Below are 24,967 nucleotides of genomic sequence, written 5' to 3'. Positions count from 1 at the left end.
AGAAGCAGTAAAACAATAAAAAAAGCGTCACATTTTCTTTTGAAAAATGTGGCGCTTTTAGCGTTAGTCTTCAATACAAAGATACTGAATCACTTCTTTTAAACTTTTTTCTTTCATCGATTCGATGTGTAAGTGATATCTTTCGAATGACAGATGTTTAGTTAACGGATTTGGTACAATCACACAGCGCAAGCCTGCTGCCATAGCAGCTTTTGCTCCATTAGAAGAATCTTCAAATGCTAAAGCTTCAGAGGGCTCTACTCCTAGCTTTTCAATTGCATTTCGGTAAAGAGCGGGATCTGGCTTCACTTTTTCTACATCATCGCGCGTTTGAATGACTTCAAAGTAGTGCAGCAAATCTAGCTCTTTTAAAAATGCTGTTACCCAGTCGCGATATGAGCTGCTTGCTAAACCAATTTTTAATCCAAGTTCTTTTGCTTCTGCCAAATACTCCGCTACACCTTCTCGAGCTACTAATGATTTCATTTTTTCTTGATGACGTCTTAACGATTCTTGAGCCAGTTCCTCTTTTGTGAACTCATTGTTAAACTGCTGAAGCAAGTAATCGTAAAGTGCCGTAGCATCCGTTCCCACATAAGAAGCAAACGTTGCAATCGGTAGATCTACTCCCCTGTCTTCTAACATTTCGCGGTACACCTCGTACCACACAGATTCTGTATCAATAATTAATCCATCAAAATCAAACACAACTGCTTTAATCATAATTTACCTACCTTTTTCTATCTTATCGTTCTTACATAGTAACACGTTCAAAATACGTAATCCATAAATGTGGCTTCCTTAATAAGATAGGCTTAAACAGGTAGTTTCTATCCTTACTTTTCTCCGGCTTTCATCAAAGGTGACATTTCTTCTGTTTCCTTAAACTCAATGGAAGACAGCTGCCTTCTAAAACCTTTCGTTGCATACACTAAATAAACTAAACCAGCAATCGCCCAGCCAATACCAAGTAAAAATGAATTGCGCTCCAAGTTAAGCCATAAAACGCCAATCGCCGCTGCTCCTAATAGTGGCATAATAATGTATGACCAAAAACCCTTAGCCGACCGGTGCTGCTTTTGATGAACAGCATAGTGCGCAATAACCGAAATATTAACAAAAGAAAACGCAATAAGTGCTCCAAAATTAATAAATGACGTAGCCGTTGCCAGACTGAAGAAAATGGCAGTTGCTGATACAACTCCGACTAATACAATATTTCGCGAGGGAGTGCGCAGCTTAGGATGAACATAACCAAAAAATGACTGAGGTAAAATTCGATCGCGTCCCATTACGTACAATAAACGCGAAACGCTTGCATGCGATGACATGCCTGATGATAATGTTCCTGCAATTCCTCCAGCTAAAAAGACAATTTGAAACAGCGTACCGCTCACATACATAGCAATTTCAGGAGCGGCAGCGTCTGGATGCTTGAATCCTTCTAGCGTCGGAAAAACCGCTTGAATAAAATAAGATGTCACGGTAAACATGACTCCTCCGATTAACGCAACTAAAAAAATAGCTCGCGGAATCGTTTTTTTAGGATTAGTCGTTTCTTCTGATAACATAGCCACTGCATCAAATCCTAAATAGGAAAAACACATAAGTGTAGCTCCCGCTATTAGCCCTGATGACGTCATGTTCTGATTAAAGAAAGGCTTCATAGAAAAAAGAGTACCTTCCCCCATTCCGCCTAGCAAGGCTTTGATTGAAACAGTAACAAACAATACTAAAATCGTCATTTGAAATACAACAAGAAACGTATTGAAATTGGCGGTGAAATTAACGCTTCGTAAATTTAGCAGCGTAACGATAATGACGAAGCTGACAACCCAAATCCACGATGGTACCGAAGGAAAAATAGATGATAAATAAATTTGAAAAATAAGTGCGTTAACCATCGGTAAAAAGAGATAATCCATTAGTGCAGACCAGCCAACTAAGAACCCTAAATGTGGATTGATTGTCTTTTGCGTATATGTATAAGCTGACCCTGCATTTGGAAACACTTGAATCATCTTTTTGTAGCTTACTGCCGTGAGAAGCATCCCGACAAGGGCTATGATATAAGACGTGGGAACGTGTCCATTCGTCATATCAGACGCAATCCCAAACGTATCAAACACTACCATCGGAGTCATATACCCGATCCCCATTAATACAATCTGCCATAATTTCAACGACCTTTTTAATGTTACTGTTTCATGTTTCATTTATCTTCCCCCTTCGATTTATTAAGAACATTCTGACAATTAAACCCATAAATACCTGTATTTAATTTCTTCGTATAAAAATGAATGACTTTCATTCATTTTTATACGAAGATTTGTTACATTTACTATAGCAAATATATGATTTATTTCTTTAAGTTGGTAAGGGTTGCTAACAAACTATCTTTTTCTTTTATCATATTATGAAAGCGCTTCATTTTAAATAGCTATATATTCCTAATCTCCTGCTATATCAACGCAGAAATACCCTCTGAATAAGAGGGATTTCTGCTTACAAGCCGTTATTCAATCACCGTATCCAATGACTTTCTTTTCGTTTTCACTGCAACTAAACTAGCAAAATCATGAATGATTGTAGCTGCAAGCAAAGAGGTTATCTGAGTTGGATCATAAGAAGGCAGCACTTCTACCAAGTCAAATCCAACATAGTTAAATCCCGTCAGAGAACGGATCATTTTCAGTGTTTCTCTGCTGCTGAATCCGCCTACTTCAAGCGTTCCCGTTCCTGGTGCACAAGAAGGATCAACAAAATCAATATCAAACGTTAAAAAGCACGGTGTATCTCCAATCGCTCTCTTCATTTGCTCTAGAATCACTGAAAATCCCTTATGTTCAAGCTCCCCTGCTGTCACTACATGATAACCGAGATTTTTGCTTTCTTGAACATCTCCCGGATGATTTAATGTTCCGCGGATACCAATTTGAAAGACCTTCTTCGGATTCACTAGTCCTTCTTCATATGCGCGTATAAAAGGAGATCCATGCCAATATTTTTCATCATAATACGTATCCCACGTATCTGTATGGGAATCAAAATGAATCATAGCTACCGGACCATATCTTTTAGCAGCAGCGCGTAGGCTTGCTAAAGTAATTGAATGATCTCCTCCAATTCCAATTGGGACAATTCCTCTATCCATAAGAGTGCCTACCGCTTCTTCCATTAATTCATAGCTTCTGTGAATATTATGCGGAATAACAGGCACATCACCAATATCGATAGCATTTGTATCATCGAATGGATATACATCGTGTACCGGGTGATAAGGAAACAGCGTCATGGAAGCTTGCCGAATTGCCTGAGGTGCAAAGCGCGCACCTACTCTGAAAGATGCTGCCGTATCAAACGGCATCCCTACTAGCCCTACTTTTGCATTTTCTCTTTCTGCTGGCAGCCTCATAAATGATCCCGTTGTACAAAATTCTGGTTTGACATCTGGGGACAATGGATATTTCATAATTTACTCCTCCGTTTCAATGATTTCAGTTAGTCGCTAGGCATTTCCACTACTAAAATCATTGAAAGCAATACGGGAATAAGAAACGTTTGCCGACTCATATTCATTGCTCCTTGTTACATTTATTGGTGGTTCAGCTCATTTAATACTTTTTCAAATGTAGAAATGACTTGATCTACTTCTTCCGCTGAAATAGTCAACGGTGGCTCAATACGAATTGTTTTAGAGTTTACAAGCGTCCCAGCTACTAGAATTCCTTCGTCAAACATGCCTTTAGAAAGCGCGTAGCCAATTTCATCTTGGTGAAACTCAATTCCAATCATTAAACCTTGCCCTCTGATTTCAAGTACTTTATCTCCATGTTTTTCAGCTGCTTTCTTTAAACCAGCAAGGAAATATTCTCCTAGCTCTTTTGCACGGTTTGGCAGCTGCTCTTCAATCAACACGTTAATGGTTGCAATAGCGGCTGCGCAGGCAAGCGGGTTGCCTCCAAACGTTGTTGTGTGCATAAACGGATTATCAAAGAAGCTTGAAAACACTTTTTCTTTTGCTACAACCGCTCCAGCAGGCATAACTCCCCCTCCAAATGCTTTAGCAAGACATAAAATATCTGGTACAACATCGTATAGTTCTGATGCAAACATTTCACCGGTACGTCCCATACCTGTTTGAACTTCATCAAAAATTAAGATAGCGTCGTACTCATCACATAGTGCACGCACTTCTTTTAAATAATTTTCAGGAGGAAGAATAATGCCACCTTCTCCTTGAATTGGTTCTAATAAAACAGCTGCCACATCTTCCCCTACAAGCGCGCACGTTTCAAATGTTTTACGCATCATGTCAATATCACCAAACGGCACGTGACGGAAACCTGGAATTAACGGCAGAAATGGTTTACGGAACATTCCTTTTGCAGTACCTGATAAAGAACCTAGACTTTTTCCATGAAAAGAACGTGTTGTGGAAATAAACGTTGTTCGATCACTATACATTTTCGCTAATTTTAAAGCGGCTTCTACACTTTCTGTTCCGCTGTTTGTGAAAAAGGAATACTTCAAATCCCCCGGTGTAATATCTGCTAAAATTTTAGCAAGCATCGCACGAAGTGGATCTAATAAGTCTTGGCTATGAAGCGCTTGGCGCTGAAGCTGATCTTGAACAGCTTTGACTACTTTAGGATGACGGTGCCCCACGTTATAAATTCCAAATCCGCCCAAACAATCAATGTATTTTTTGCCGTTTACATCAGTAAAACAAGAACCTTCATCTGACCATTCAACAGCTGCAAACTGCGTATCCACCGTTACTGTTTTACGATATTCTAAAAAGCCTGGGTTGACATGTTCACGAAATCCCTCTACTGTTTCTTTCGTAATCCACTGTGCTTCTTCAGCTGACACTTCGCTTTTTTCAATAAGTCCTAGCACTTTGTTGATATATTCGTTTACTTCACCATATGCTTTGTTTACCTCTTGATTTTTCGTTACTGTATTCATTTCAATATCGCTCCTTCTCTACTTTTTAATTTTTAAACCAGCCGATTGGCTCTACTTGTAAGTTAATGTTAATTTGTTTTACTTCTTGAAATTCTTCCAAACCAAACGTGCCTAGCCCTCGGCCAATTCCGCTCTGCTTATATCCGCCCCAAGGCGCTTCATTAAACGTAAAATGATACGTGTTTACCCAAGTGATACCTGCACGCAGCTTTTTAATCACCCGAAGAGCTTTTGCACCGTCGTTTGTAAAAACACTGCCTGCCAAACCATATTCCGTATCATTTGCAAGCTTAATAGCTTCTTTTTCGTTCTTAAACGTTTGAATAACGACAACGGGTCCAAAGATTTCATCACTCACAATTTTCATATTTGACGTAACGTTACTAAAAACCGTGGGCTCTACAAAAAAACCTTTTTCCAATCCAGTGCTGGTGATTCGATTGCCTCCGCATACAAGACGGGCGCCTTCTTGCTTTCCAATTTCGATGTACTTTAATACTTTTTTCATATGTTCTTCACTTACAAGAGGACCCATTTCAATCTCTTGATCCATTCCATTGCCTACTTTAATTTTTTGAGCACGCTCTGCAAAACGTTCGATAAATTTCTCAGCAATGCTTTCTTCTACTAAAATACGAGAGCCTGCAGCGCAAATTTGGCCGCTTCCTGCAAAAATTCCAAATAATGCATAATCTACGGCTGTTTCAAAGTCAGCGTCAGCAAATATAATGTTCGGGGACTTTCCTCCAAGTTCTAAAGAGACTTTTGTTACATTTTCTGCTGCTTGACGCATAATGTGTTTTCCAGTTACCGTTCCGCCTGTAAAGGAAATTTTATCAACACGCTTATCTTGAATAAGCGTATTTCCCACAGTATCTCCGGCTCCCATAACAAGGTTTGCGACACCTTTTGGCAATCCTAAGCTTTCTAAAATCTCAAAAAGTTTTGTAGGAGTAACCGGTGTTACTTCAGAAGGTTTAAATACAATCGTATTTCCTGCAGCTAAAGCAGGTGCAATTTTCCACACGCTCATCAACAGCGGATAATTCCAAGGTACAATCAATCCGCACACCCCGATTGGTTCTTTTATAACCATTGCTTGCATAGGTGCAGGAACACTGTAGGTTTGACCGTCTGGCTTTGTAATTAATCCAGCGTAATATCTAAAACAAGCAGCTGCATCTTCCACATCGGCCTCAGCTTCGCGATATGGCTTTCCATTATCCATTGTTTCTAGTGCTGCTAATTCTTCTTTCGCTTCCTCAAGCTTATCGGCAATTTTGAACAAGATGGCTGCTCTTTCAGATGCAGAAGTCTCAGACCAAATTCCGCTGTCAAAAGCTTCTCGTGCTGCTCCAATCGCTGTTTTCATATCTTCTATGCTGCCTTCTGCAGCATATCCAATCACTTCACCTGTAGCTGGATTAACAGTAGGACGCTGCTTCTCTGCTTTTTTCCACTCTCCGTTTATGTACATATTCAAAGTTAAAGTTTTAACGGCTGTACGATCCATAAGATACCTCCTTATTAAATAACGACTGATTGTCAGTCATTTTAAACTCTTAAAAACTTACAATTCTGATAATTAATTGTATAATTTGAATGAATGTCAGTCATTTTAATAGGTGTAATATTAGCATTGCTAATATTACACGGACGGCACAAGAGAACGCTTTAAGAATTGAAAAAGTTCTTCCTTTGATTGCTCAAGTGTGACATCTTGCTCTCGCCCGATGTAAAAAAGTTCAGCAGCATTTTCAATCAAGTTAATCATTGTCTTAGCTGTCCATTTAACGTTAAGCTGCTTGATGACTTCTTCCTTTCTAACAGCCTCATTTAATACCTCTTCAAACCAGTTGTAATAAGGTAAGTAAATAGCTTCCCATGTTTCTAATGAATAGTCAAAAGCGAGCCCTGAATAGCATAAAACAAGAACATCCCTATACTCATCTGTTGTTTTATACGTTTCGTCGATCATTACCTCTAATGTACTTAAAAAATCCGTTGCTGTTTTAGCTCGTTCTTTGATTTTTTCAAGCGACAAAGAAAGTAAGTTTTCTGCAATAGCAGGAACGAGAGCATTTTTAGATCTGAAATAAAGATAAAAAGTCCCTTGAGCTACGCCTGCGCGCTTTACAATGTCTGAAATGGATGTTTTATCAAGTCCCTTTTCAGATATGACTTCAATCGCTGCCTGTAAAATTTTATCGTATTTTTCACTTGTGCTTGTAACCAAAACTTTCCCTCCACCTATAAAATGAATGACTTTCATTCATTTTACTATAAGCAACCAGAATTACGCAAGAAAAAATTTTCTGAATCTTTAAATTTAATCAAAAAATTGTCCGTATGGCGGCTTCAAAAATATTTTTTTATTTTATCAATTTCCCCTCGCTCTTTTTATATGTCTCACTGCTATTTCTCTTCCTTTCATACCCCAAAGTAAAAGCTGATACAACGCACTTTAAGCACCCAATCTTCTGAAATAATAACTTTATTAGAAAGATACTTTTCTGCGTTTATTTATACAGCTTAATCGCTTAATTACTCTTGACTTGAAGTTGACGGAGTAAAAAAAAGAGTGGTAACATGTAAAACTGATTCAACAGTCACTTATTTCATCCATTTATTTCCCATAATTTCTCTTAACTACGATGTACATTTTTAGTTAAAAATAACTTTACATCATCTAAAATCATCCACTATGTTTATTTCACATTTTAAATTTTCTAGGTTTATCATTTGAAAAAGCGGGTATACATCTCGTTGTGTTTAGTATCCGTTTTACATATTAATCAGTTGAGTTAAAACTTTATAAAGGAGTTATATTTCATGAAGAAACTATTGTTAATCAGCATGACTTGCTTTCTTCTAGTTATTGCATCCGCTTGCGGCAACGGTAATGGCGCATTTAAAGATAAAAAAACTATTACCATTGGCATGAATAACTATACTGAAAACATTGCCTACACGTACGTGTGGAAACACATTTTAGAAGATCGAGGCTACAAAGTCAGAACCGTTTTCTTAGAGAAAGCTGGTGTTTGGGTAGGAACAGCTAATGACGACATTGACATTTCGTTTGCACCATGGCTTCCTACAACAGATGCGCCTTTTTACAAAAAGTATAAAGATCAAGTAAACATCGAAGACCCTTGGCTTAAAAACGCACGCTTAGGATTTGCAGTTCCCAGCTACATGAAAGATGTGAACACAACGGAAGACCTTGCTAAGGTTGCTTCTGATGTCGATAACAAAGTAATTGGGATCGACCCAGGCTCCAGTATTAACGGATTAGCGGAACAAGCGTTAAAAGATTATAACCTAAAAAGCTACACGCTTGTAAAATCTTCTGAAGCAGCTATGCTCAGTGAACTGCGCAAAGCCTATGATGCCAAAAAACCAATTGTTGTTACCATGTGGAATCCGCACTGGGCTTTTGCAGACTTTGATATCAAATACTTAAAAGATCCTAAAAATTCGTTTGGAGACCCTGACAATATTTACACAATGACAAGCAAGGAATTTAAAAAGACAAATCCTCAAGTCATAAAATGGATGAATAATGCACAGATGAATGATAAATTAATCAGTCCTCTTCTGTCACAAGTCGAAAAATCTTCAAACCCTGAAGAAGCAGCGCAAGAATGGGTAAAAAAACATAAAAAGCTAATCGACAGTTGGACAAAAGAGTAATGAAGGTAAAAGAAAACAACAATTGAGGTGGACATATGGAACACGTAAAATTAAAAGTACAAAATATCACCAAAGTGTTTGGTAAGAATCCGTCAAAAGCGATTGATTTACTTCAAAAAGGAAAAACAAAAAAAGAAATTCTAGAAGAAACAGGAATGACAATCGGGGTTAATCAAGCAAACTTCGAAATCAAATCCGGTGAAATCTTCGTCATTATGGGCCTGTCTGGAAGCGGTAAATCCACTTTAGTTCGTATGTTTAACCGCCTTGTGGAACCAACATCTGGATCCCTTATTTTAGACGGTGACGATGTAGTAAAAATGAACAAAGAAGAACTTCGCGACATGCGCCGAAAAAAAATGAGCATGGTTTTTCAAAACTTTGCCTTATTCCCTCACCGTACGGTTCTTGATAACACAGAATACGGATTAGAAGTTCAAGGTACACCAAAAGCCGAACGTGAAAAGAAAGCAAAAGAAGCGCTTGAATTAGTAGGTTTGAAAGGGTACGAAAATCAATATCCCGGTGAACTGAGCGGCGGTATGCAACAGCGCGTCGGGCTGGCCCGAGCACTTGCTAATGACCCTGACATTTTATTAATGGATGAAGCATTCAGTGCACTAGATCCGCTTATTCGTAAAGACATGCAAGATTTCTTACTGGAGCTTCAAGAAAAAATGGAACGCACAATCATTTTTATTACCCATGATCTTGATGAAGCTCTTCGAATCGGAGATCGCATCGTTTTAATGAAAGACGGCAGTGTTGTTCAAGTAGGAACACCTGAAGAAATTATGACAAACCCTGCCAATGATTATGTAGAGCGCTTTGTGGAAGACGTTAATGTAGCTAAAGTATACACAGCTGAAAGCGTGATGAATCGTGCCGAATCCATTACCGTAGACCGAGGTCCGCGCGTGGCTCTTAAAATTATGCAAGAAGCTGGTTATTCAAGCATCTACGTCGTAGACAAGAAAAAAACTCTTCTAGGAGTTGTAACGGCAGATGATATTAGCCGCGCCATTAAACAAGATAAACTGACAGCAGACGTATTAGATACGGATATTCCGACTGTTACAACGGATACGCTACTAGAAAACCTGTACGACAAAATGGTTATCAGTCGTTTCCCACTGCCGGTTGTAGATGAAAACCATCGTCTGCGCGGCATCATAAAAAAAGAACGAGTGATTGAAGCACTCGCCGGTACTGATAGTAATGAGGTGAACGTAAATGAATAGTATTCCTAAAATTCCCGTTGGCAATTGGATTGACCATTTTGTCACGTTTTTAAACGATAATATTAAAGGATTTTTTGATGTTATTTCAGCGATTGTCGATGGTATTGTAAGTTTTATTGTACTAGTTCTAACCTTTCCACCAGCATTAATTTTAATCTTAATTGTCGGAGTCATTGCTTGGTTTTCAAGTAAAAAATGGTCGTTTACTATTTTATCAATGATTGGCCTGTTATTTATTCTTAACCTTGACTACTGGCAAGAAACCATGGATACACTAGCCCTCGTTTTAACAAGCGTACTGATTTCAATTATAGTAGGAATCCCGCTAGGCATTTGGGCATCTCAAAGCGAGAAAGTTACTCGAATTATTACGCCGATCTTAGACTTTATGCAAACAATGCCCGCATTTGTTTATTTGATTCCAGCATTGTTCTTCTTTGGTATTGGTGTCGTACCAGGTGTTATCTCATCTGTTATCTTTGCAATGCCTCCAACAATTCGCTTAACGAACCTAGGTATCCGTGAAGTACCCGCTGACTTAGTAGAAGCAGCAAATGCGTATGGTTCAACAACAAAACAAAAATTATTTAAAGTACAGCTTCCATTAGCTACAAAAACAATCATGGCAGGAATTAACCAAAGCATCATGCTATCCCTTTCAATGGTTGTTATCGCCTCTCTTGTAGGTGCTCCGGGACTTGGTGCGGAAGTATATCGTGCAGTTTCTCGACTTGAAGTCGGCACGGGCTTTGAAGCCGGAATTTCAATCGTTATTTTAGCGATTATTTTAGACCGTATTACTCAATATTTTGGAAATCGTTCAAACCAACGAGCATAAGTAAAAAAGAGACCAACTCCGGTGAGTTGGCCTCTTTTTATTTATTTTTGTAACACGCTACAAAGATTGCTTCTCCTTGAAACGATTCAATTCCTTGTTGATTCGTTTTAATTTCGAAAAACTGCTTAAATCCGCTTGGTATATTCAGCATATATTGAGTAAGCTCACGCTTTGTCTCTTCAGGAACATTCATCATCCCACACCAGTCATCAAATAAAAAGCGCTTTGGAAAAGTTGTCAGCACTTCCGTACGGAATCCTTGCATTTCAAGCATAGAAAGCCACTCTGTTTTTTTATAAGCACGATAATGGCTTGGATCTCTTGTCTTTTCAACTCGATTATAAAACTCGTCATAAGCATTCACTTCCGGTGCTACATTATCAATAAGCAAGAACTGTCCCCCTGGCTTTAACACTCGGTATACCTCTTTGATGAACTGTTTAATATTAGGAAAATGGTGCGGTGCAATTCTGCACGTTACCGTATCAAACTCGTCATCTTGAAATGGCATATCTTCAGCATCTCCTTGAACAAACGATACATTTTCATGACCATTTTCTTTAATGAAGCCTTCAGCACTTTGCAACATTTGAGGAGTTAAGTCAAAAGCCGTTACTTCTTGAAAGACAGGTGCTAGCTTATTTGCTACGTGTCCTCCTCCTGTTGCTACATCAAGCAGCCTTCCTCCTCTATTTTCTTCAGCAATTTCCGCTAAAACAGCTAAATCTTTGCCTTTCGCATGACCTTTACTTTTGACATACTTTCCGGCATTCCCCCCGAACTGACTGACAACCATTTCTTTATTACTCATCTATTCTCCCCCATTTCCCTCTTTAAAACTCTCTCTTACTTTGCCTAGTGCATTCACATATTTATTATGAAACGTGTGAATGTATTCTTTTTCTTTCTCCCCACTGATGAAACATGCGAAACAGCGGAGGAAGAAGCAGCCAAATGGTTAAAATTCGAAGCACTTGGACCGCTACTACCAACGTCGAATCGGCTTGCAGTACAATTGATGTTGTTACCATTTCTGCAATGCCTCCAGGAGCAAACGCTAAAATAGACGTGATAAGCTCGATTCCAGTTATTTTGGAGACTGCTAGTGCACAGACAAACATAGCAGCGATTAAACCGATTGTATTAATAAGGGCCACAACTATAATTTTTTTTACGCCAATAAACATTTCTTTATGAAAGCGAGAACCAATGCTTGACGCGATAAAAATTTGCGATAAAACCATCACAGAATGAGGCCAGTATGCTTGAAGATTATAGCCCACGTACGATGAAGCTGCTGTTTGAACAATCGCAACAGTAAGCATTCCTCCTACTAACCAAGGAGCAGGAAATTTAAGTTTTTTTCCTATATAATAGCCTACTACTGCTGTAACGATTAAAACGCCTGTCCATAACAGTGATTCCCATTGAAAAATACTCGGAGTAACTGACACTGCATGCCGTCCCGTATTACTTCCCCAATAGACGACAAATAAAGGAACAGCAAGCACAACTAAAAACACGCGCATCGTTTGAATAATGCTTACAACTGCCGTATTGGCTCCTACTTCTTCAGCCATGCCTGGCATTGCGCTCATTCCACCAGGAGTCGTGCCGAAAAAGCTTGTTAATAAGTCTGTGGAACTGAACTTCCATAGCAAATAACCGGATAAAAGAGAAAAAACAACGGACAGCAAAAGCATAATCGTAATGGTGGGCCAGTGAGATTGAAACGTAGTCAACACAGATAAGTTAATTTTTTGACCTAATTCAATCCCTAAAATACACTGTCCTGCGTACAGCCAATATTTTGGAATACCTTTTTTGCTTGTTTGAGATAAAAAACGCGGCTTTCGAAAAGCTAGAATAGCAGCTAAAATGAGGGTCCCAAGCATCCAGCCAATGGATAAGCCTGTTAACGATAAAAGAAATCCTCCCACGCTTGTTAGTAAAATAAAAAATATAGATTGTAAAAAAATAATTCTTGCGTTCATATCTACTTCCTTCCTTCTACAAGGCTTTTCTTTCTTACACCGAACATTCTTCTTCTTAACTATAGTATAATTTTAGAGATAATTAAAATATCGAAATTTTATTATAAACCATTCATTTTTTTTATTCCTGGAGGGATAGTATGGACGATCGAGATTGGCTTATTCTACAAGTGTTGTATCGAGAAAAAAACATTACAAAAGCAGCCAAGGAGCTGTTTATCTCTCAGCCTGCGCTTACGCATAGACTGCAGCAGATGGAGAAGGAATTTCATGTTCAGATCGTGAACAGAGGGCGCCGCGGAGTTCAGTTTACACCGCAGGGAGAATATTTAGTCAAGTGCGCAGAAGAAATGCTGCTCACGCTTCAAAAAATAAAAGAAAATGTGTTAAACATGGATGATCAATTAACCGGTACTTTACGTCTAGGAGTGTCTAATTTTTTCACTGACTACAAGCTCCCTGGACTATTACGCTTATTTAAAGAGCGATTTCCTGACGTTGAATTCAAAGTCACGACCGGATGGAGCAGCGACATGGCCCACTTACTTTATAAGCACGACGTTCATATTGCGTTTGTCAAAGGTGATTATAACTGGCAAGATCAGAAAGAGCTGCTTTTTAAAGAAACGATTTGCATTGCGTCCGCACAGCCTGTTGACATAAACAACCTTCCCAATATACCTCGAATTGACTATCATCAAGATCGTTTTTTAAAAACATCTGTTGATAACTGGTGGGCTGAAAATTACTCTCAGCCTCCCCTTGTGAGTATTGAAGTGGATAAAGCAGAAACGTGCAAAAAGATGGTTGTAAACGGACTCGGTTATGCGATTTTGCCGAGTATGCTGCTTGACGACGCAGCAGAGATTTACAGATACACGTTAAAAACAAAAGACCAGCAGCCTTTAACGCGCAGCACATGGATGTTTTACCATGAGGATTCCTTAAAAATTAATATTGTAAAAGCTTTTATTGAGTTTATTCAAAACTTGGATTTAAAAGATGTACACTGATAGAAAGAGGTTGAAACAAAAGTAGTTTAGCCGAAATGAAAAACGAACCATTGATCAAAATGTTTGATTAGTGGTTCATTTTTTTGTTGTAGTGAACATAGGTTTCATCTGTTTCGTTCCTTCTAGCAGTTGATTGGAGGGCAAGACGAAGACTCCTGCGGGAAAAGCGGAACAGGTGAGACCCCGCAGGAGCGTAAGCGACGAGGAGGCTCACCGGCCGCCCGCGGAAATCGAAGTCTTGCACGGAAATCAACTGCGGTGTCTCAAGCAGTTCAGCTCATATATCCCATTTGTTCGTCTTTAGATTAGATTCATTTCGTCATGTCTCAACCTTTTCTTTATCATATCTACTCGTCATTTGTTCCGCCCATTAAGTCTGAATACAGCTTGCTTTGCTGCTCAAGAAACACCTTAGCACCGCTGCTATTTTTATAAAAAGAGGTTAAATCGTTATCTTTAAGCAGCTGTTCCCATTCTTTTGTATGAACCATTTCATACACTGTCTTATTCCAATATGCTACCTGCTCTTTGGTCATATTAGGCGGTCCCATTAGACCTCTCCAATGGCTAAATGTTACGTCAATTCCCGCTTCTTTCCACGTTGGGATCTCTTTTAGCTCTTCTAGCCTGCTGGGAGAAGAAACGGCGAGTATTCTTACCTGCCCTTGTTCATACTGCTTTTTTACTTCTGATAATGACATGGGTGCTACATCTAGCTGATGATGAACGAGCGCATCGATCACTTTATGACTGCTGTTGTAAACGAAAAACTCAAGCTTGGAAGAGTCTACGCCTGCTTTTTTATTTAGCTGCATGAACGATAAATGATCGTCGTTTCCTAAGCGAGGTGATATTCCCACTTTCATACTGGATTCACTTTGATTTAACGTGCGTATGAGCTGTTTTAAATTATATATAGGAGAGTTAGCAGGGACTACGATGACCTCCCATTCAGATGTTAAAATAGCGAGCGGAGTAAAGTCTTTATAGGTTAATTGACTTTGCCCTAGCAAATTATTTGTAATCAGCAAACTAGAATTCCCGGAAACAACACTCCCCTCTTTTCTCTGTTTAATATATTTCCATCCTTCTTCACCTTGACCACCTATTTTATTACTAACAGAAACAGGCACCTTCACAATCTTCTTTTCCGTTAGCACTTGTTGAATGGCTCTTACTGTTATGTCTGCTCCTCCGCCTTTTGCACCGGCTGCCACAATTTCAATTTGTTCCATATTAATACGTTCTTTTTTTGAAGGAGAAGAACAGCTAACAAGCACTACACTTATAAAAACTATCATGAGCTTTTTGATCATATATACCATCCTTCAAGGCTAATGCTACGCTAAATAGTACTTGCGCTCCGGCCGTCCAATAATCCCATAATCATATTCAACATGACATTCACCAGTTGATACTAAATACTCTAAATATCGTCTAGCGGTCGTTCTAGATACTCCCATGTGTTGTCCCATCTCTTCGATCGTAATTCCTTTAATGCTTTTTAAAATGTCTTTTGATTTTTGTAATGTGATACCATCAATACCTGAAGGAAGAGATTTATCCGCTTTTGGCTTTGTTCTAGTATGTCCAAAGTATGCATCAATAAATGATTGATCAACTTCTTCATGCCTACTAAACAGTTCCTTTTTCTCTTGATACTGTTTAATAGCATTAATGAAGGATTCCATCATAACCGGCTTAATCAAGTAATTGACGACCCCGTTTCTCAAACAGATTTCTACAATATTTTTTTCTGTTGCAGCCGTTACAACGATAACGTCAACATGCGGAAACTGCGCTCTGATTTTTGGCAGTAAATCCGTTCCCATTTCATCTGGCATATAGATGTCTAAAAGAAGTAAATCAACTTTCTTTTCCCTTAGCATTTTAAGCGTCTCTTTTGCATTTAAAGCTTTGCCTACAACTTCTACACCATCTACTTCTAATAAAAACCGCTCTTGAACTTGAGCAATTCGAAAATCGTCTTCTGCAATTGCAACTCGTAACATTTCGACTCTCCCCTTACTTCTCGTGATTCAGTTTTTTGGAAGGTAAACTGAAAAAATGGCTCCTCCTTCCGGCTGGTTATACACTTCAATAGATCCTCCAAGTTCATCTACCATTTTCTTTATATTTGCCAGTCCGTACCCTCTATCTGTACCTTTGGTTGAAAAACCTTTTGTGAAAATTTGATTTAGTACTTCTTCTGATATACCTGGTCCGTTATCCATTACTTCAATAATTAAATCATGACCAAGATCGGTAATAAAAAACGCCACTTCTTTTTTAGACTGCTGACTCACCGCTTCAAATGCATTATCAATTAAGTTCCCAATAATGATAATGAGATGAGAAATTTCAATATGTTCTGGAAGCGTATCGAGCGTACTCTCCGAATCAACCGAAAAGTGAATTTTTTTTTCAGATGCTTTTCCAATCTTCCCAAGCAATATTGCTTGGACTTTAGAATCTAATATCTGATCAAAGAGAATACGATTTTGAGTTTGGTGTACGGCTGATTCTTTTTGAATAAACTCAAGTGCATCTTTGTACTGCCCTAACTGCAGCAAACCTGACAAAACATACAGCTTATTCGTAAACTCATGCGTTTGCGCTCGTAAATCCTCCGAATACTTTCGTACCTCTGAAATTGTATTAATTAAGCTTTTTAATTCTGTCTTATCACGAAAACTAGCGACCACTCCCACAATTCTTTTATGTTCGATAATAGGTGTTAAGTTTAAGATAAACGTTTTTTCATTTAGAAAAATCTCTTGGTCGCTTCGGGCTATTCCCGTATCTAGCACTTCAATCATATTCGTATAAGGAAATACTTCAATGATATGATGATGTAAATATTCCGTCTGTAACCCCAGCATATTTTTAGCTGATGTATTCATCATCGTAATAAAGCCTTGATGATCAATAGCAATAATTCCTTCTTTTATTGAAAGTAAAATCGCATTTCGTTCACGGTACAAAGAAGCGATTTCATGCGGCTCAAGACCGAGAGTATCTTTTTTAATACTTTTAGCTAAAAAAATGCCCCCCATCATTCCAAACAATAAAACAGCTAGAGAAAATAGGATAATTTGCTGAATACGCGTAATGAGCTGAGCATGAACATGAGACTTTAAAAACTCAACCGTCACCACTCCCACGACCTCTGTATACTTTCCATGATTGATGACAATAGGCGCTTTACCCATAATAGCAGGGCCAGTTGTGCCCTCTCCATCAAGCGTGTAATACCCGCCAAACAGCAGTGCTCGATCGTTAACCGCTTCTTTGTTTTTCTTTCCTATCCATTTTTGATTAGAATGAGAATAGATGATTTGCCCGCGGTTTTGAACCACAATACTTGCTGCTCCGATTTGTTCCCTCACTTGCTCGGCAAGAGGCTGAATATAGCGACTCGGCTGTTTTTTTTGAAAAGCAGCTTTAACTTCCGGCATAAATGATATTGATTTGGCTGCTTGAAGAGCCAGCTGCTCGGCTTGCCTTTTAGATTCTACAAACTGCATGTAAGAGAAAATACTCGCTAAAAGAACAATAACAGTTATGATTAATGCTGCGGATAAACCTACGATTTTTGTTTGCAACGATACTTGAAACCATTTTTTCATTTCATCGCACCTTTAGCCTTTACCTTATAGTTCTATTCCTCTTTTATTTTATCAAAATTTTTTGTATATCCGCTTCTTATTCCAAAAGCTTTTTAGACAAAAAAACTTATCAATCCCAAAAGCGGAATTGATAAGTTTTAGGTTCATAATCTTTACAGCGTAATTACTCCTGTAATAATAGCTACTAAAAGCATCATCATCGCTGTTCCAATCGTCCACTTTAAAGTAAAGCGCTGAAATTCACCGAGTTCGACTTTTGCCATACCGACCAATAGATACGTAGAAGCAACTAAAGGACTTAGTAGGTGAACAGGTTGACCAATCAATGAAGCACGACCAATTTCTGCAGCATCAATACCGTATGCGGAAGCTGCCTGAGCAATAATTGGTAGAATCCCATAGTAGTAAGCATCATTTGACATAAAGAATGTAAATGGCATACTTGTGATAGCTGTAATTACAGACATGTAAGGTCCTAACGCATCTGGAATTAATCCTACTAAGCTATTACCCATTGCATCTACCATTTTTGTACCTGATAAAATCCCTGTGAATACGCCTGCTGCGAATACAAGAGATACAACAGCAAGTACATTACCAGCATGTGCTGTGATACGCTCTTTTTGAACTTCTAAATTTGGATAGTTAATCATAATAGCGATTGCAAACCCAATCATAAATAGAATTTGAAGCGGCATAACACCTGTAATCAATCCTACTAATAATAGAGCTGTTAAAGCAAAGTTTACCCATAAAAGCTTCGGACGCTTGTACTCGATTCCTTCAGCAGCTGCTGCTTCTGCAAAAGCGACTTGAGCATTTGTGACGTCTTGAATATCAATAACACCTAGGCGTTGGCGCTCTTTTTTCCCAAAGTAGTAAGCTGTGATTAATAACCAAACAGCTCCGCCAACCATAGCTGGAATCATTGGTGTAAACACCTGTGAAGCATCTAACTTCAATGCGCTCATTACACGAGCAGTAGGTCCACCCCAAGGTGTTAAGTTCATAACTCCACTACCCATAATTGCGATACAGGCTAAAATCATCGGTTTCATATTTAGCTTTTTATAAAGTGGAAGCATCGCTGAAAGCGTAATCATATATGTTGTTGTTCCGTCTCCGTCTAATGAGATAATAAGAACTAAAATAGCTGTACCAATTGTGATCTTTAGAGGATCACCTTTTACGATTTTTAAAATTCTCCCTACGACTGGATCAAACAAACCAGCATCGATCATAATTCCAAAATATAAAATAGCAAACATTAACATAACGCCTGTAGGCGCTAATTCTTTTACACCGTTTAAAGCCATTTCTCCAATATCACTTGTGAATCCCCCTATGATTGCAAACAATACTGGAATAACCATTAAAGCAATAAGCGGCGTTAATCGTTTTGTCATAATCAGAAACATAAATGTACAAACCATCAAAAACCCAAGAATAGCTAACATTATTACCCCTCCTATTTTTGAATCCGCTTTCATAACAGTGGAAGCGATTCGTTTGTATGTATGACTTGCATATGTATGCCAGTTCGTCTATACGATTACAACATCGCTTGTTCACTATTAAGTTGTACCTTAAAACGTTAAAATTTTCTGTCTTTTCTTAAAATAATCATAATTTACAGGAGGGTATAGTGTAAATAATTCGTACTATAAAAACTTTTAAAACTTTATGGGTAATTAAATCCTTTTTGTTCATTGGAAGGATAAAAGAAAGGAAGAGGAAAAAGATAGGAAAATGAAAAACGGAGAGAGAGGAACTATTCTCGTGAATTATTCAATTTGAACTCTAAGAGAATAAGCTCCAGGGTGAGGAGTTTTATTCCATTGAGTAAGAGATTCCTCTAAAAATGGAATGTTTTTTAATTTTTTTGTTTGGTACTTTTCTATTTTTGAATATTTTTCTAAAGCATACGTATTAGCAAACATTTCATGTGCTCTATTTCCTTCTTTTAAAAGCGTTCCATTTGTCATACGATCCACATGATGTCCTAATTCATGCAAAATGATAAAAGCAAATTGATGAGGCTTTTTATTTTTTGTTGTATCGATAAAGACAATAGGACATTCCGTTACTGTATATTTAATATAGTCAATTTCAAACTGAAGTTTGCGCTTCTCTTTTGGAAGGTTATCATTAAATTGGCCATAGTATACACCTAGCACATCTTTTCCTTGCACCTTTACACTGCCTAAGCAATACACACCTTTTAGCCCATCCCAGTCTTTTTCGTCTGTTACATTAGCAATTTCCTGCAGGGCGGCTTTTTGCTTCGCACTTATAATCCCATGAAACGTTACGCCATGAATTTGGACCTTTTCACTACGTTTAAACATCTTCTTGCCTCCTTTGCTAAATTCCTTCTACAACATATTATTTATTAATAAGTATATTCATTCACAATACATGGTTAGAAACATAAGTTAATGTCAAGATTCCCGTTTTGATGTTTTTTAACCCTGCTGATATGCTGCTTCGTTTGTTTTCTATTTTACTATATTACATATTTAGCCATTAATAAAATATCATTTTTTTATGATTTACCATTACTTTTTTTTATTTCTATTTTTGTTTATCCATAACCTGAAGCCTACGTATCATTTTTAGATTTAAAACCATCGCTATATAAAGAAAAGGATAGCAAAAAAACGAGTATAGAATCTTCCATTCATTATAATAAAACACTTCTGTTTGGATAGAAATGTACTCAAACAGTGTTGTAAGAATTACCCACACTGTAATATATACAGCTTTTTTAGCCAAACTCTTGCTCTGCGGATAAAAATTCAAAAATACACTATTCGTCGCAGGATAAATAAAAATAAAAATTAAAAGATATTCAAAATCTACTCCTTTTGTAAAGAATCCATAAAGATCATATTTTACATCAAGATATATATCTGCTACCGATCCTAAAAACATGACAAACAAAGAAGTTGTATACATTTCCATCCAGCTGATACGCTTTGGCATAACTAGTACACTCAGAATAGAAATCACCGTTGTAAGGATTAATAGCACCATACTTACGACCTCGTTTCCTATAGGAGATAAAAACAGCTTTCCCATTGAATATTAAATTCATTCTGAAGACTAACAATTAAGGCTTTATAAAAAAGAGATTGAGGCCTAACTACATCAATCTAATCTAAAAACGAACAAACGGGCTAAATGAGCTAGTATAAACTGCTTGTTCCACTGCTAGAATCCACTGACATATATGAAAGCTGCGTTCACTCTACCAATAAAAAATCCGAACGAGTTTGATTCTCCATCAAGAATCAAACTCGTTCGGATCTTCCTTCAACTAAAATACTTTTTCCCAGCGTCTTTTTTTAACGAAAGGAAATAATGCAAGAACCAAGCTCTTGCTGTCCCCATTTAAGTGAAAGCTCATCATGATGAGAAAGCGGACCTACTCCCTCAGGTGTACCTGTAAAAATAAGATCTCCTTTATCAAGACCAAAATGTTTTCCTGTAAAATCAATAATCGTTTGTAAGTCAAAAATCAAATCTTTAATATTCCCCAGCTGAACGCGTTCATTGTTTTTCACTAGCGAAAAGTCTTTCTTCTTAGATGCTTCTACTCCTTCAAACGGAATAAAGTTTCCCACGACCGCTGAATGTTTGAATCCTTTTGCAAGGAGCCAAGGGTGCTTTTTTTGTTTTAATTCACTCTGCACGTCTCGAAGGGTCAAGTCTAATCCAATCGTCATCTCGTTAACAAGTTCATCCACTGTTATGCCTTCTTTGTAAGATTGTCCAATATGAAGAATCAATTCAGTTTCAAAGTGCACCTCTCCTTGGTCGCTAGGAAGAGTGATTAATTGTCCAGCTGCTTCAACGAGAGCGTGAGTAGGTTTTGAAAATAAAAAAGGTGATGTTGGAATATCATTATGTAATTCTTTTGCATGCAGTGCGTAGTTTCGCCCTACACAATAAACATTTTTAATATCTTTCACTTTCATCATCCCTTCTTTCGTTCAAATAAAGATTTTTCAACTTGTATTCTTTTATTTTACAAGAAAAAAAGATTGAGACATAACAAAATGAATCCAATCTAAAGACGGAAAATGGGGATAAATGAGCTGGACTGCTTGTGACACCGCTGTTGATTTCCGTGCAAGGCTCCGCTTTCCGCGGTCGGCCGATGAGCCTCCTCGTCGCTTACACTCCTGCGGAATCTCATTCCTTCCGCTTTTCCTGCAGGAGTCTTCGCCTTGCCTCCAACCAACAGCTAGAAGGACCTGCACACACAAAATCTACGTTCACCATGATCATAAAAAAACACGAACTATCTATTTTTGATAGATAGTCCGTGTTTAGCGTTAACGAAACAACTTTTGTCACATTCTCTTTCTGTCAATCTGTTATTTTCTAGCCCATTTTGTAATGCCTTTAATATCATCTGGAGTTGTGCGGCAGCACCCTCCAATTAACTGAGCTCCTGCTTCATACCAGCTGTGAGCGCTGCAGCCATACGTTTCGCCCGCGGATGTCCCGTTCCATGTTTTAGATTCAGCATCATAATGCTCCCCTGAATTTGGATACACAACGACTGGCTTATCCGTTTGAGATTTAATTTCTTTAATAAGTGAAGAAATATATTGAGGCGGCGTACAGTTAACTCCAAGAGCCGCTACTTGCTCATAGGAATCTAAATAGCGTGCACACTCCGAGATTAATGTTCCGCTGCTAATGTGCAGGTCATCTTTTGCGCTGAACGTAATCCATGCGTACGCTCCTTCAAATTCTTCTAGCAGCCTCGCAATGGCTCTTGCTTCCATTAAATTAGGAATGGTTTCACAAGCTAGTACGTCCGCTCCTGCTTCAATTAATGCTTTCATACGAGGACGATGAAATTCCATTAACTCTTCTTCTGTTACATCATACTGTCCAGTATATTCCGATCCGTTTGCTAAAAATGCTCCGTAAGGCCCTACCGAAGCGGCGACAATTGGTTTTGGACGATTAAGACGATTCTCTTCTTGCTGCCAAAATTCATCTCTTGCTTCAGCCGCAATTTTTACAGATGCTTGAATTAACTCGCGAGCCTCTGCTTCACTCAAGCCACGTTTAGCAAAACCTTCAAATGTGCTTTGATAACTTGCTGTAATTGCACAGTCAGCTCCTACTGCAAAGTAATCTTGATGCACTCTCTTAATCAATTCAGGCTGCTCCATCAGCACTTTTGCAGACCATAAGCTGTCGTTCAAATCACAGCCATATCTCTCCAGTTCAGTTGCCATTGCACCATCTAGTACAATCACAGGAAATGTATGTAAAATTTGTTGGATAGGATTCATTGTTTAATCTAGGGTTGTCCACTAGCAGTTAGCTTCGATTACCCTATCCTCCTTTCAGATAATTTAAAATATATGCAAAAAAAGTCTAAAGGACTAGGCAACTTTTGTCAAGAAACCGAAGAAATAAGGAGAGGCTTATAACCAAGCATTTTTCAACCGCCTTATTCCTTCTTCTATTTCTTCTCTCTCCAAACTTCCAAAACCTAATAATAGATGAGTCTTTTGTTGAGGTGATTCCGTAAGCCAATAACGAGAAGTGCCGTAGACAGAGACATCTTGCTTTCGAGCTGCGCTAATTAACTTCTGTTCGTTCATATCGTTGTGCACGCGGACAAGTATATGCAAACCTGCATATTCTCCTGACACCGTGATTTTTTTGTTAAACTCCTTCTGTAAAGCCGCCAAAAGAGTATCGTGTTTCAGTTGATAAGCAGTTCTCACTCTTCTTAAATGCTTACTCCACTCTCCGTTTTTCATCATCAGTCCGAGCGTCCGCTGATGAAGGGCTGGAACAGCTTGCTCGTATAAAGAGAAACGTTCATGATATTCCTTTAGAAGAACTTCCGGTAATACAAGGTAGCTGATTCTTAAAGAAGGCATAAAAGATTTTGAAAATGTCCCTGTATAAATGACGCGCCCCTTAGAGTCTAAGCTTTGCAATGAAGGGATGGGAGAGCCTTTATAACGAAATTCTCCGTCATAATCATCTTCAATAACAAATCCATTGCAGTCATTCGCCCATTTAAGAAGCTCTATTCTTCTTGAAACAGGCATGATCATTCCGTATGGAAACTGATGAGATGGTGTAACATAAACAGCTCGTGCTTGGCTATCATAAAGCTCTTGGATGTTTATGCCTTTATTATTAAGCGACACGGGTTTTAAGGAAAATCCATGCTGCTTAAATACAAAGCTAGCCCCGTCATAGCAAGGATTTTCAAAGGCAATATCTCTGATGCTTTGCTTTAACATCTGCGCTAATAAACTGAGTGATTGCTGCGTACCTGCTCCAATAATAATTTGATGTTTCGAACAAACCACTCCTCTTGACTGATAAAGGTACGTCGCAATTTCTTCTCGCAGTGATTCTTCTCCTTGATTTTCTTGGTACGTGAACAGCGCTTCTCTATAAGTTTGAAGACTTTCATTGTATCGTTTTTTCCACTCATTCAAGGGAAACAAACGGCTATCAACTTTTCCATACCGAAAATCATAGGTACACGACTTTGTTTCTGAGTGAGGGTGTAAAAATACAGTCGGCTTTTTATCTGTTTGCAATAAATCAAACTGTGTATTCGTTACGTACAGTCCACTTTTGGGCCTGCTTTCTACATATCCTTCAGCTAAAAGCTGCTGATAGGCCATATCTACAGTATTTCGACTTACGTTTAAGTAATCAGCAAGAGACCGGATAGAAGGCAGTTTGTCATTTACTTCCACCCTGCTGGATACAATTTCTTTTTTTATATATTCATATAGCTGGTGATACAAAGGCATATCATCCTTGCGGTTTAATAAAGGTGTGAACTTCAAGCTAGCTCCTTTCATCTGTCCCTATTTTATTTTTTAAATCTGGCTCTTTTAGAGGGGATACATTTCTTTTACTATAAGTGTAGATCATCTGATTAAAAAGGAGAAGATTTAATGACTACTATTACAATTCATCAAGCTAATACTGCTGATATGGAAGCACTTATTTCATTAATGAACGAATACATTGTTGATTTTTACAAGCGTCCTCAGCCTACCAAAAAGCAGCTGAGAAATTTGATTAATCATTTGTTTCACCATTCCGATGCTGGCGTTCAGTTTATCGCGACTCAAAATGACGAGGCAGTAGGTTTTTCAACGCTTTATTTTACATTTAGCACCACGCGTGTAAAGCCTGTAGCGATTTTAAATGACTTGTACGTTACTGAAAAAGCAAGAGGACAAAAAATTGGAGAAAAGTTATTTTCGGCCAGTCATCAGTATACAAAAAAACATCAGTATGCAGCTATGTCTTGGGAAACGGCTTATGATAATACAAGAGCCCAAACGCTTTACAGGAAAATGGGCGGAAATGTAACGAACGATGAATGGATTCACTACGACATTTCAAACGATATTTTATAATATTCTTCCATCCATAAAGTTTTAACACGTTCTTAACACTCCTTTCATAAATGTGTTTTATTATGAATACGACAAATAAATCAGTTTCTGTATGTATTTGTCACATTCTCTGTTAAAGTTTTCACAAAGTGTTCAAACTTTAAGTGAAAACG

The 24,967-nt window shown here is 38.2% G+C and carries 24 protein-coding genes; 6 read left to right on the top strand and 18 right to left on the bottom strand.

All coding sequences use genetic code 11. The features are described from left to right. Positions 1–63: 63 nt before the first annotated feature. The 6 genes from LIS78_RS04470 to LIS78_RS04445 form a co-directional block, all read right to left on the bottom strand. Positions 64–723: an HAD family hydrolase gene (locus tag LIS78_RS04470; protein ID WP_014461428.1), complete on the bottom strand. Its 660-nt coding sequence runs from the start codon at positions 721–723 to the stop codon at positions 64–66. A 113-nt stretch (positions 724–836) separates the two neighbouring features. After that, on the bottom strand, positions 837–2,216 hold the full coding sequence (locus tag LIS78_RS04465) for an APC family permease (RefSeq protein WP_252284683.1): 1,380 nt from the start codon (positions 2,214–2,216) through the stop codon (positions 837–839). A gap of 299 nt (positions 2,217–2,515) precedes the next feature. Continuing rightward, complete coding sequence (gene speB, locus LIS78_RS04460; RefSeq protein WP_195781085.1) at positions 2,516–3,472, bottom strand: agmatinase; 957 nt, start codon at positions 3,470–3,472, stop codon at positions 2,516–2,518. A 122-nt stretch (positions 3,473–3,594) separates the two neighbouring features. Continuing rightward, positions 3,595–4,971 carry a putrescine aminotransferase gene (locus LIS78_RS04455; RefSeq protein ID WP_057239260.1) on the bottom strand — a complete coding sequence of 459 codons (1,377 nt, stop codon included), beginning with the start codon at positions 4,969–4,971 and terminating at the stop codon, positions 3,595–3,597. A 25-nt stretch (positions 4,972–4,996) separates the two neighbouring features. Further along, positions 4,997–6,484 carry an aldehyde dehydrogenase family protein gene (locus tag LIS78_RS04450; RefSeq protein WP_252284682.1) on the bottom strand — a complete coding sequence of 496 codons (1,488 nt, stop codon included), beginning with the start codon at positions 6,482–6,484 and terminating at the stop codon, positions 4,997–4,999. Between the two features lie 135 nt (positions 6,485–6,619). Beyond that, complete coding sequence (locus tag LIS78_RS04445; protein ID WP_097824250.1) at positions 6,620–7,207, bottom strand: TetR/AcrR family transcriptional regulator; 588 nt, start codon at positions 7,205–7,207, stop codon at positions 6,620–6,622. Positions 7,208–7,803: 596 nt separating this feature from the next. Here LIS78_RS04445 and LIS78_RS04440 point away from each other — a divergent pair. Genes LIS78_RS04440 through LIS78_RS04430 form a run of 3 tightly spaced genes read left to right on the top strand, consistent with a single transcriptional unit; the run spans position 7,804 to position 10,746 of the window. Beyond that, positions 7,804–8,667 carry a glycine betaine ABC transporter substrate-binding protein gene (locus LIS78_RS04440; RefSeq protein WP_252284681.1) on the top strand — a complete coding sequence of 288 codons (864 nt, stop codon included), beginning with the start codon at positions 7,804–7,806 and terminating at the stop codon, positions 8,665–8,667. A 35-nt stretch (positions 8,668–8,702) separates the two neighbouring features. Then, complete coding sequence (locus LIS78_RS04435) at positions 8,703–9,908, top strand: quaternary amine ABC transporter ATP-binding protein (protein WP_013081886.1); 1,206 nt, start codon at positions 8,703–8,705, stop codon at positions 9,906–9,908. Beyond that, complete coding sequence (locus LIS78_RS04430; RefSeq protein ID WP_252284680.1) at positions 9,901–10,746, top strand: ABC transporter permease; 846 nt, start codon at positions 9,901–9,903, stop codon at positions 10,744–10,746. Before LIS78_RS04435 ends, LIS78_RS04430 begins: the two co-directional genes overlap by 8 nt. A 37-nt stretch (positions 10,747–10,783) precedes the next feature. Here the strand turns inward: LIS78_RS04430 and LIS78_RS04425 are convergent, their stop codons facing one another. Together LIS78_RS04425 and LIS78_RS04420 are read right to left on the bottom strand one after the other, a co-directional pair. Beyond that, positions 10,784–11,557 carry a class I SAM-dependent methyltransferase gene (locus LIS78_RS04425; RefSeq protein WP_252284679.1) on the bottom strand — a complete coding sequence of 258 codons (774 nt, stop codon included), beginning with the start codon at positions 11,555–11,557 and terminating at the stop codon, positions 10,784–10,786. Between the two features lie 64 nt (positions 11,558–11,621). Continuing rightward, positions 11,622–12,740, bottom strand: a complete 1,119-nt coding sequence (locus LIS78_RS04420) for an AbrB family transcriptional regulator (RefSeq protein ID WP_252284678.1) — start codon at positions 12,738–12,740, stop codon at positions 11,622–11,624. Positions 12,741–12,880: 140 nt separating this feature from the next. Here LIS78_RS04420 and LIS78_RS04415 point away from each other — a divergent pair, with 140 nt between their 5' ends. Then, positions 12,881–13,753 (top strand): LysR family transcriptional regulator, encoded by an 873-nt coding sequence (locus tag LIS78_RS04415; protein ID WP_013055563.1) that lies wholly within the window; start codon positions 12,881–12,883, stop codon positions 13,751–13,753. Positions 13,754–13,882: 129 nt separating this feature from the next. Beyond that, on the top strand, positions 13,883–14,062 hold the full coding sequence (locus tag LIS78_RS04410; RefSeq protein WP_252284677.1) for a hypothetical protein: 180 nt from the start codon (positions 13,883–13,885) through the stop codon (positions 14,060–14,062). Positions 14,063–14,100: 38 nt separating this feature from the next. Here LIS78_RS04410 and LIS78_RS04405 read toward each other — a convergent pair whose 3' ends face one another. The 10 genes from LIS78_RS04405 to pdxR all read right to left on the bottom strand — a co-directional run bounded on the left by LIS78_RS04405 (position 14,101) and on the right by pdxR (position 24,233). Next, positions 14,101–15,069: a tripartite tricarboxylate transporter substrate binding protein gene (locus LIS78_RS04405; RefSeq protein ID WP_252284676.1), complete on the bottom strand. Its 969-nt coding sequence runs from the start codon at positions 15,067–15,069 to the stop codon at positions 14,101–14,103. Between the two features lie 24 nt (positions 15,070–15,093). Continuing rightward, positions 15,094–15,765 (bottom strand): response regulator, encoded by a 672-nt coding sequence (locus LIS78_RS04400; protein ID WP_195781093.1) that lies wholly within the window; start codon positions 15,763–15,765, stop codon positions 15,094–15,096. Between the two features lie 27 nt (positions 15,766–15,792). Then, positions 15,793–17,382: an ATP-binding protein gene (locus LIS78_RS04395; RefSeq protein ID WP_252284675.1), complete on the bottom strand. Its 1,590-nt coding sequence runs from the start codon at positions 17,380–17,382 to the stop codon at positions 15,793–15,795. Positions 17,383–17,534: 152 nt separating this feature from the next. Further along, positions 17,535–18,839: a CitMHS family transporter gene (locus tag LIS78_RS04390; RefSeq protein WP_195781095.1), complete on the bottom strand. Its 1,305-nt coding sequence runs from the start codon at positions 18,837–18,839 to the stop codon at positions 17,535–17,537. Between the two features lie 327 nt (positions 18,840–19,166). After that, on the bottom strand, positions 19,167–19,730 hold the full coding sequence (locus LIS78_RS04385) for an ImmA/IrrE family metallo-endopeptidase (protein ID WP_195781096.1): 564 nt from the start codon (positions 19,728–19,730) through the stop codon (positions 19,167–19,169). A 226-nt stretch (positions 19,731–19,956) separates the two neighbouring features. Beyond that, positions 19,957–20,418 (bottom strand): CBO0543 family protein, encoded by a 462-nt coding sequence (locus tag LIS78_RS04380; RefSeq protein WP_195781097.1) that lies wholly within the window; start codon positions 20,416–20,418, stop codon positions 19,957–19,959. Between the two features lie 311 nt (positions 20,419–20,729). Continuing rightward, a complete protein-coding gene (locus LIS78_RS04375; RefSeq protein ID WP_252284674.1) occupies positions 20,730–21,362 on the bottom strand; it encodes a fumarylacetoacetate hydrolase family protein in 633 nt (210 codons plus the stop codon). A 45-nt stretch (positions 21,363–21,407) separates the two neighbouring features. After that, positions 21,408–21,653, bottom strand: coding sequence for a hypothetical protein (locus LIS78_RS04370; protein WP_252284673.1), 246 nt, complete (start codon positions 21,651–21,653; stop codon positions 21,408–21,410). 111 nt (positions 21,654–21,764) lie between these two features. After that, positions 21,765–22,700 (bottom strand): homocysteine S-methyltransferase, encoded by a 936-nt coding sequence (gene mmuM, locus LIS78_RS04365; protein WP_252284672.1) that lies wholly within the window; start codon positions 22,698–22,700, stop codon positions 21,765–21,767. Between the two features lie 135 nt (positions 22,701–22,835). Continuing rightward, a complete protein-coding gene (gene pdxR, locus LIS78_RS04360) occupies positions 22,836–24,233 on the bottom strand; it encodes a MocR-like pyridoxine biosynthesis transcription factor PdxR (RefSeq protein WP_350495070.1) in 1,398 nt (465 codons plus the stop codon). 111 nt (positions 24,234–24,344) lie between these two features. Between pdxR and LIS78_RS04355 the strand changes: the two genes are divergently transcribed. Then, on the top strand, positions 24,345–24,815 hold the full coding sequence (locus tag LIS78_RS04355) for a GNAT family N-acetyltransferase (protein WP_252284670.1): 471 nt from the start codon (positions 24,345–24,347) through the stop codon (positions 24,813–24,815). The last annotated feature ends 152 nt before the right edge of the window (positions 24,816–24,967 follow it).

The organism is Priestia megaterium, assembly GCF_023824195.1.
GTDB classification, from domain to species: domain Bacteria; phylum Bacillota; class Bacilli; order Bacillales; family Bacillaceae_H; genus Priestia; species Priestia megaterium_D.
This window is presented reverse-complemented; position numbering and strand designations above follow the sequence as displayed.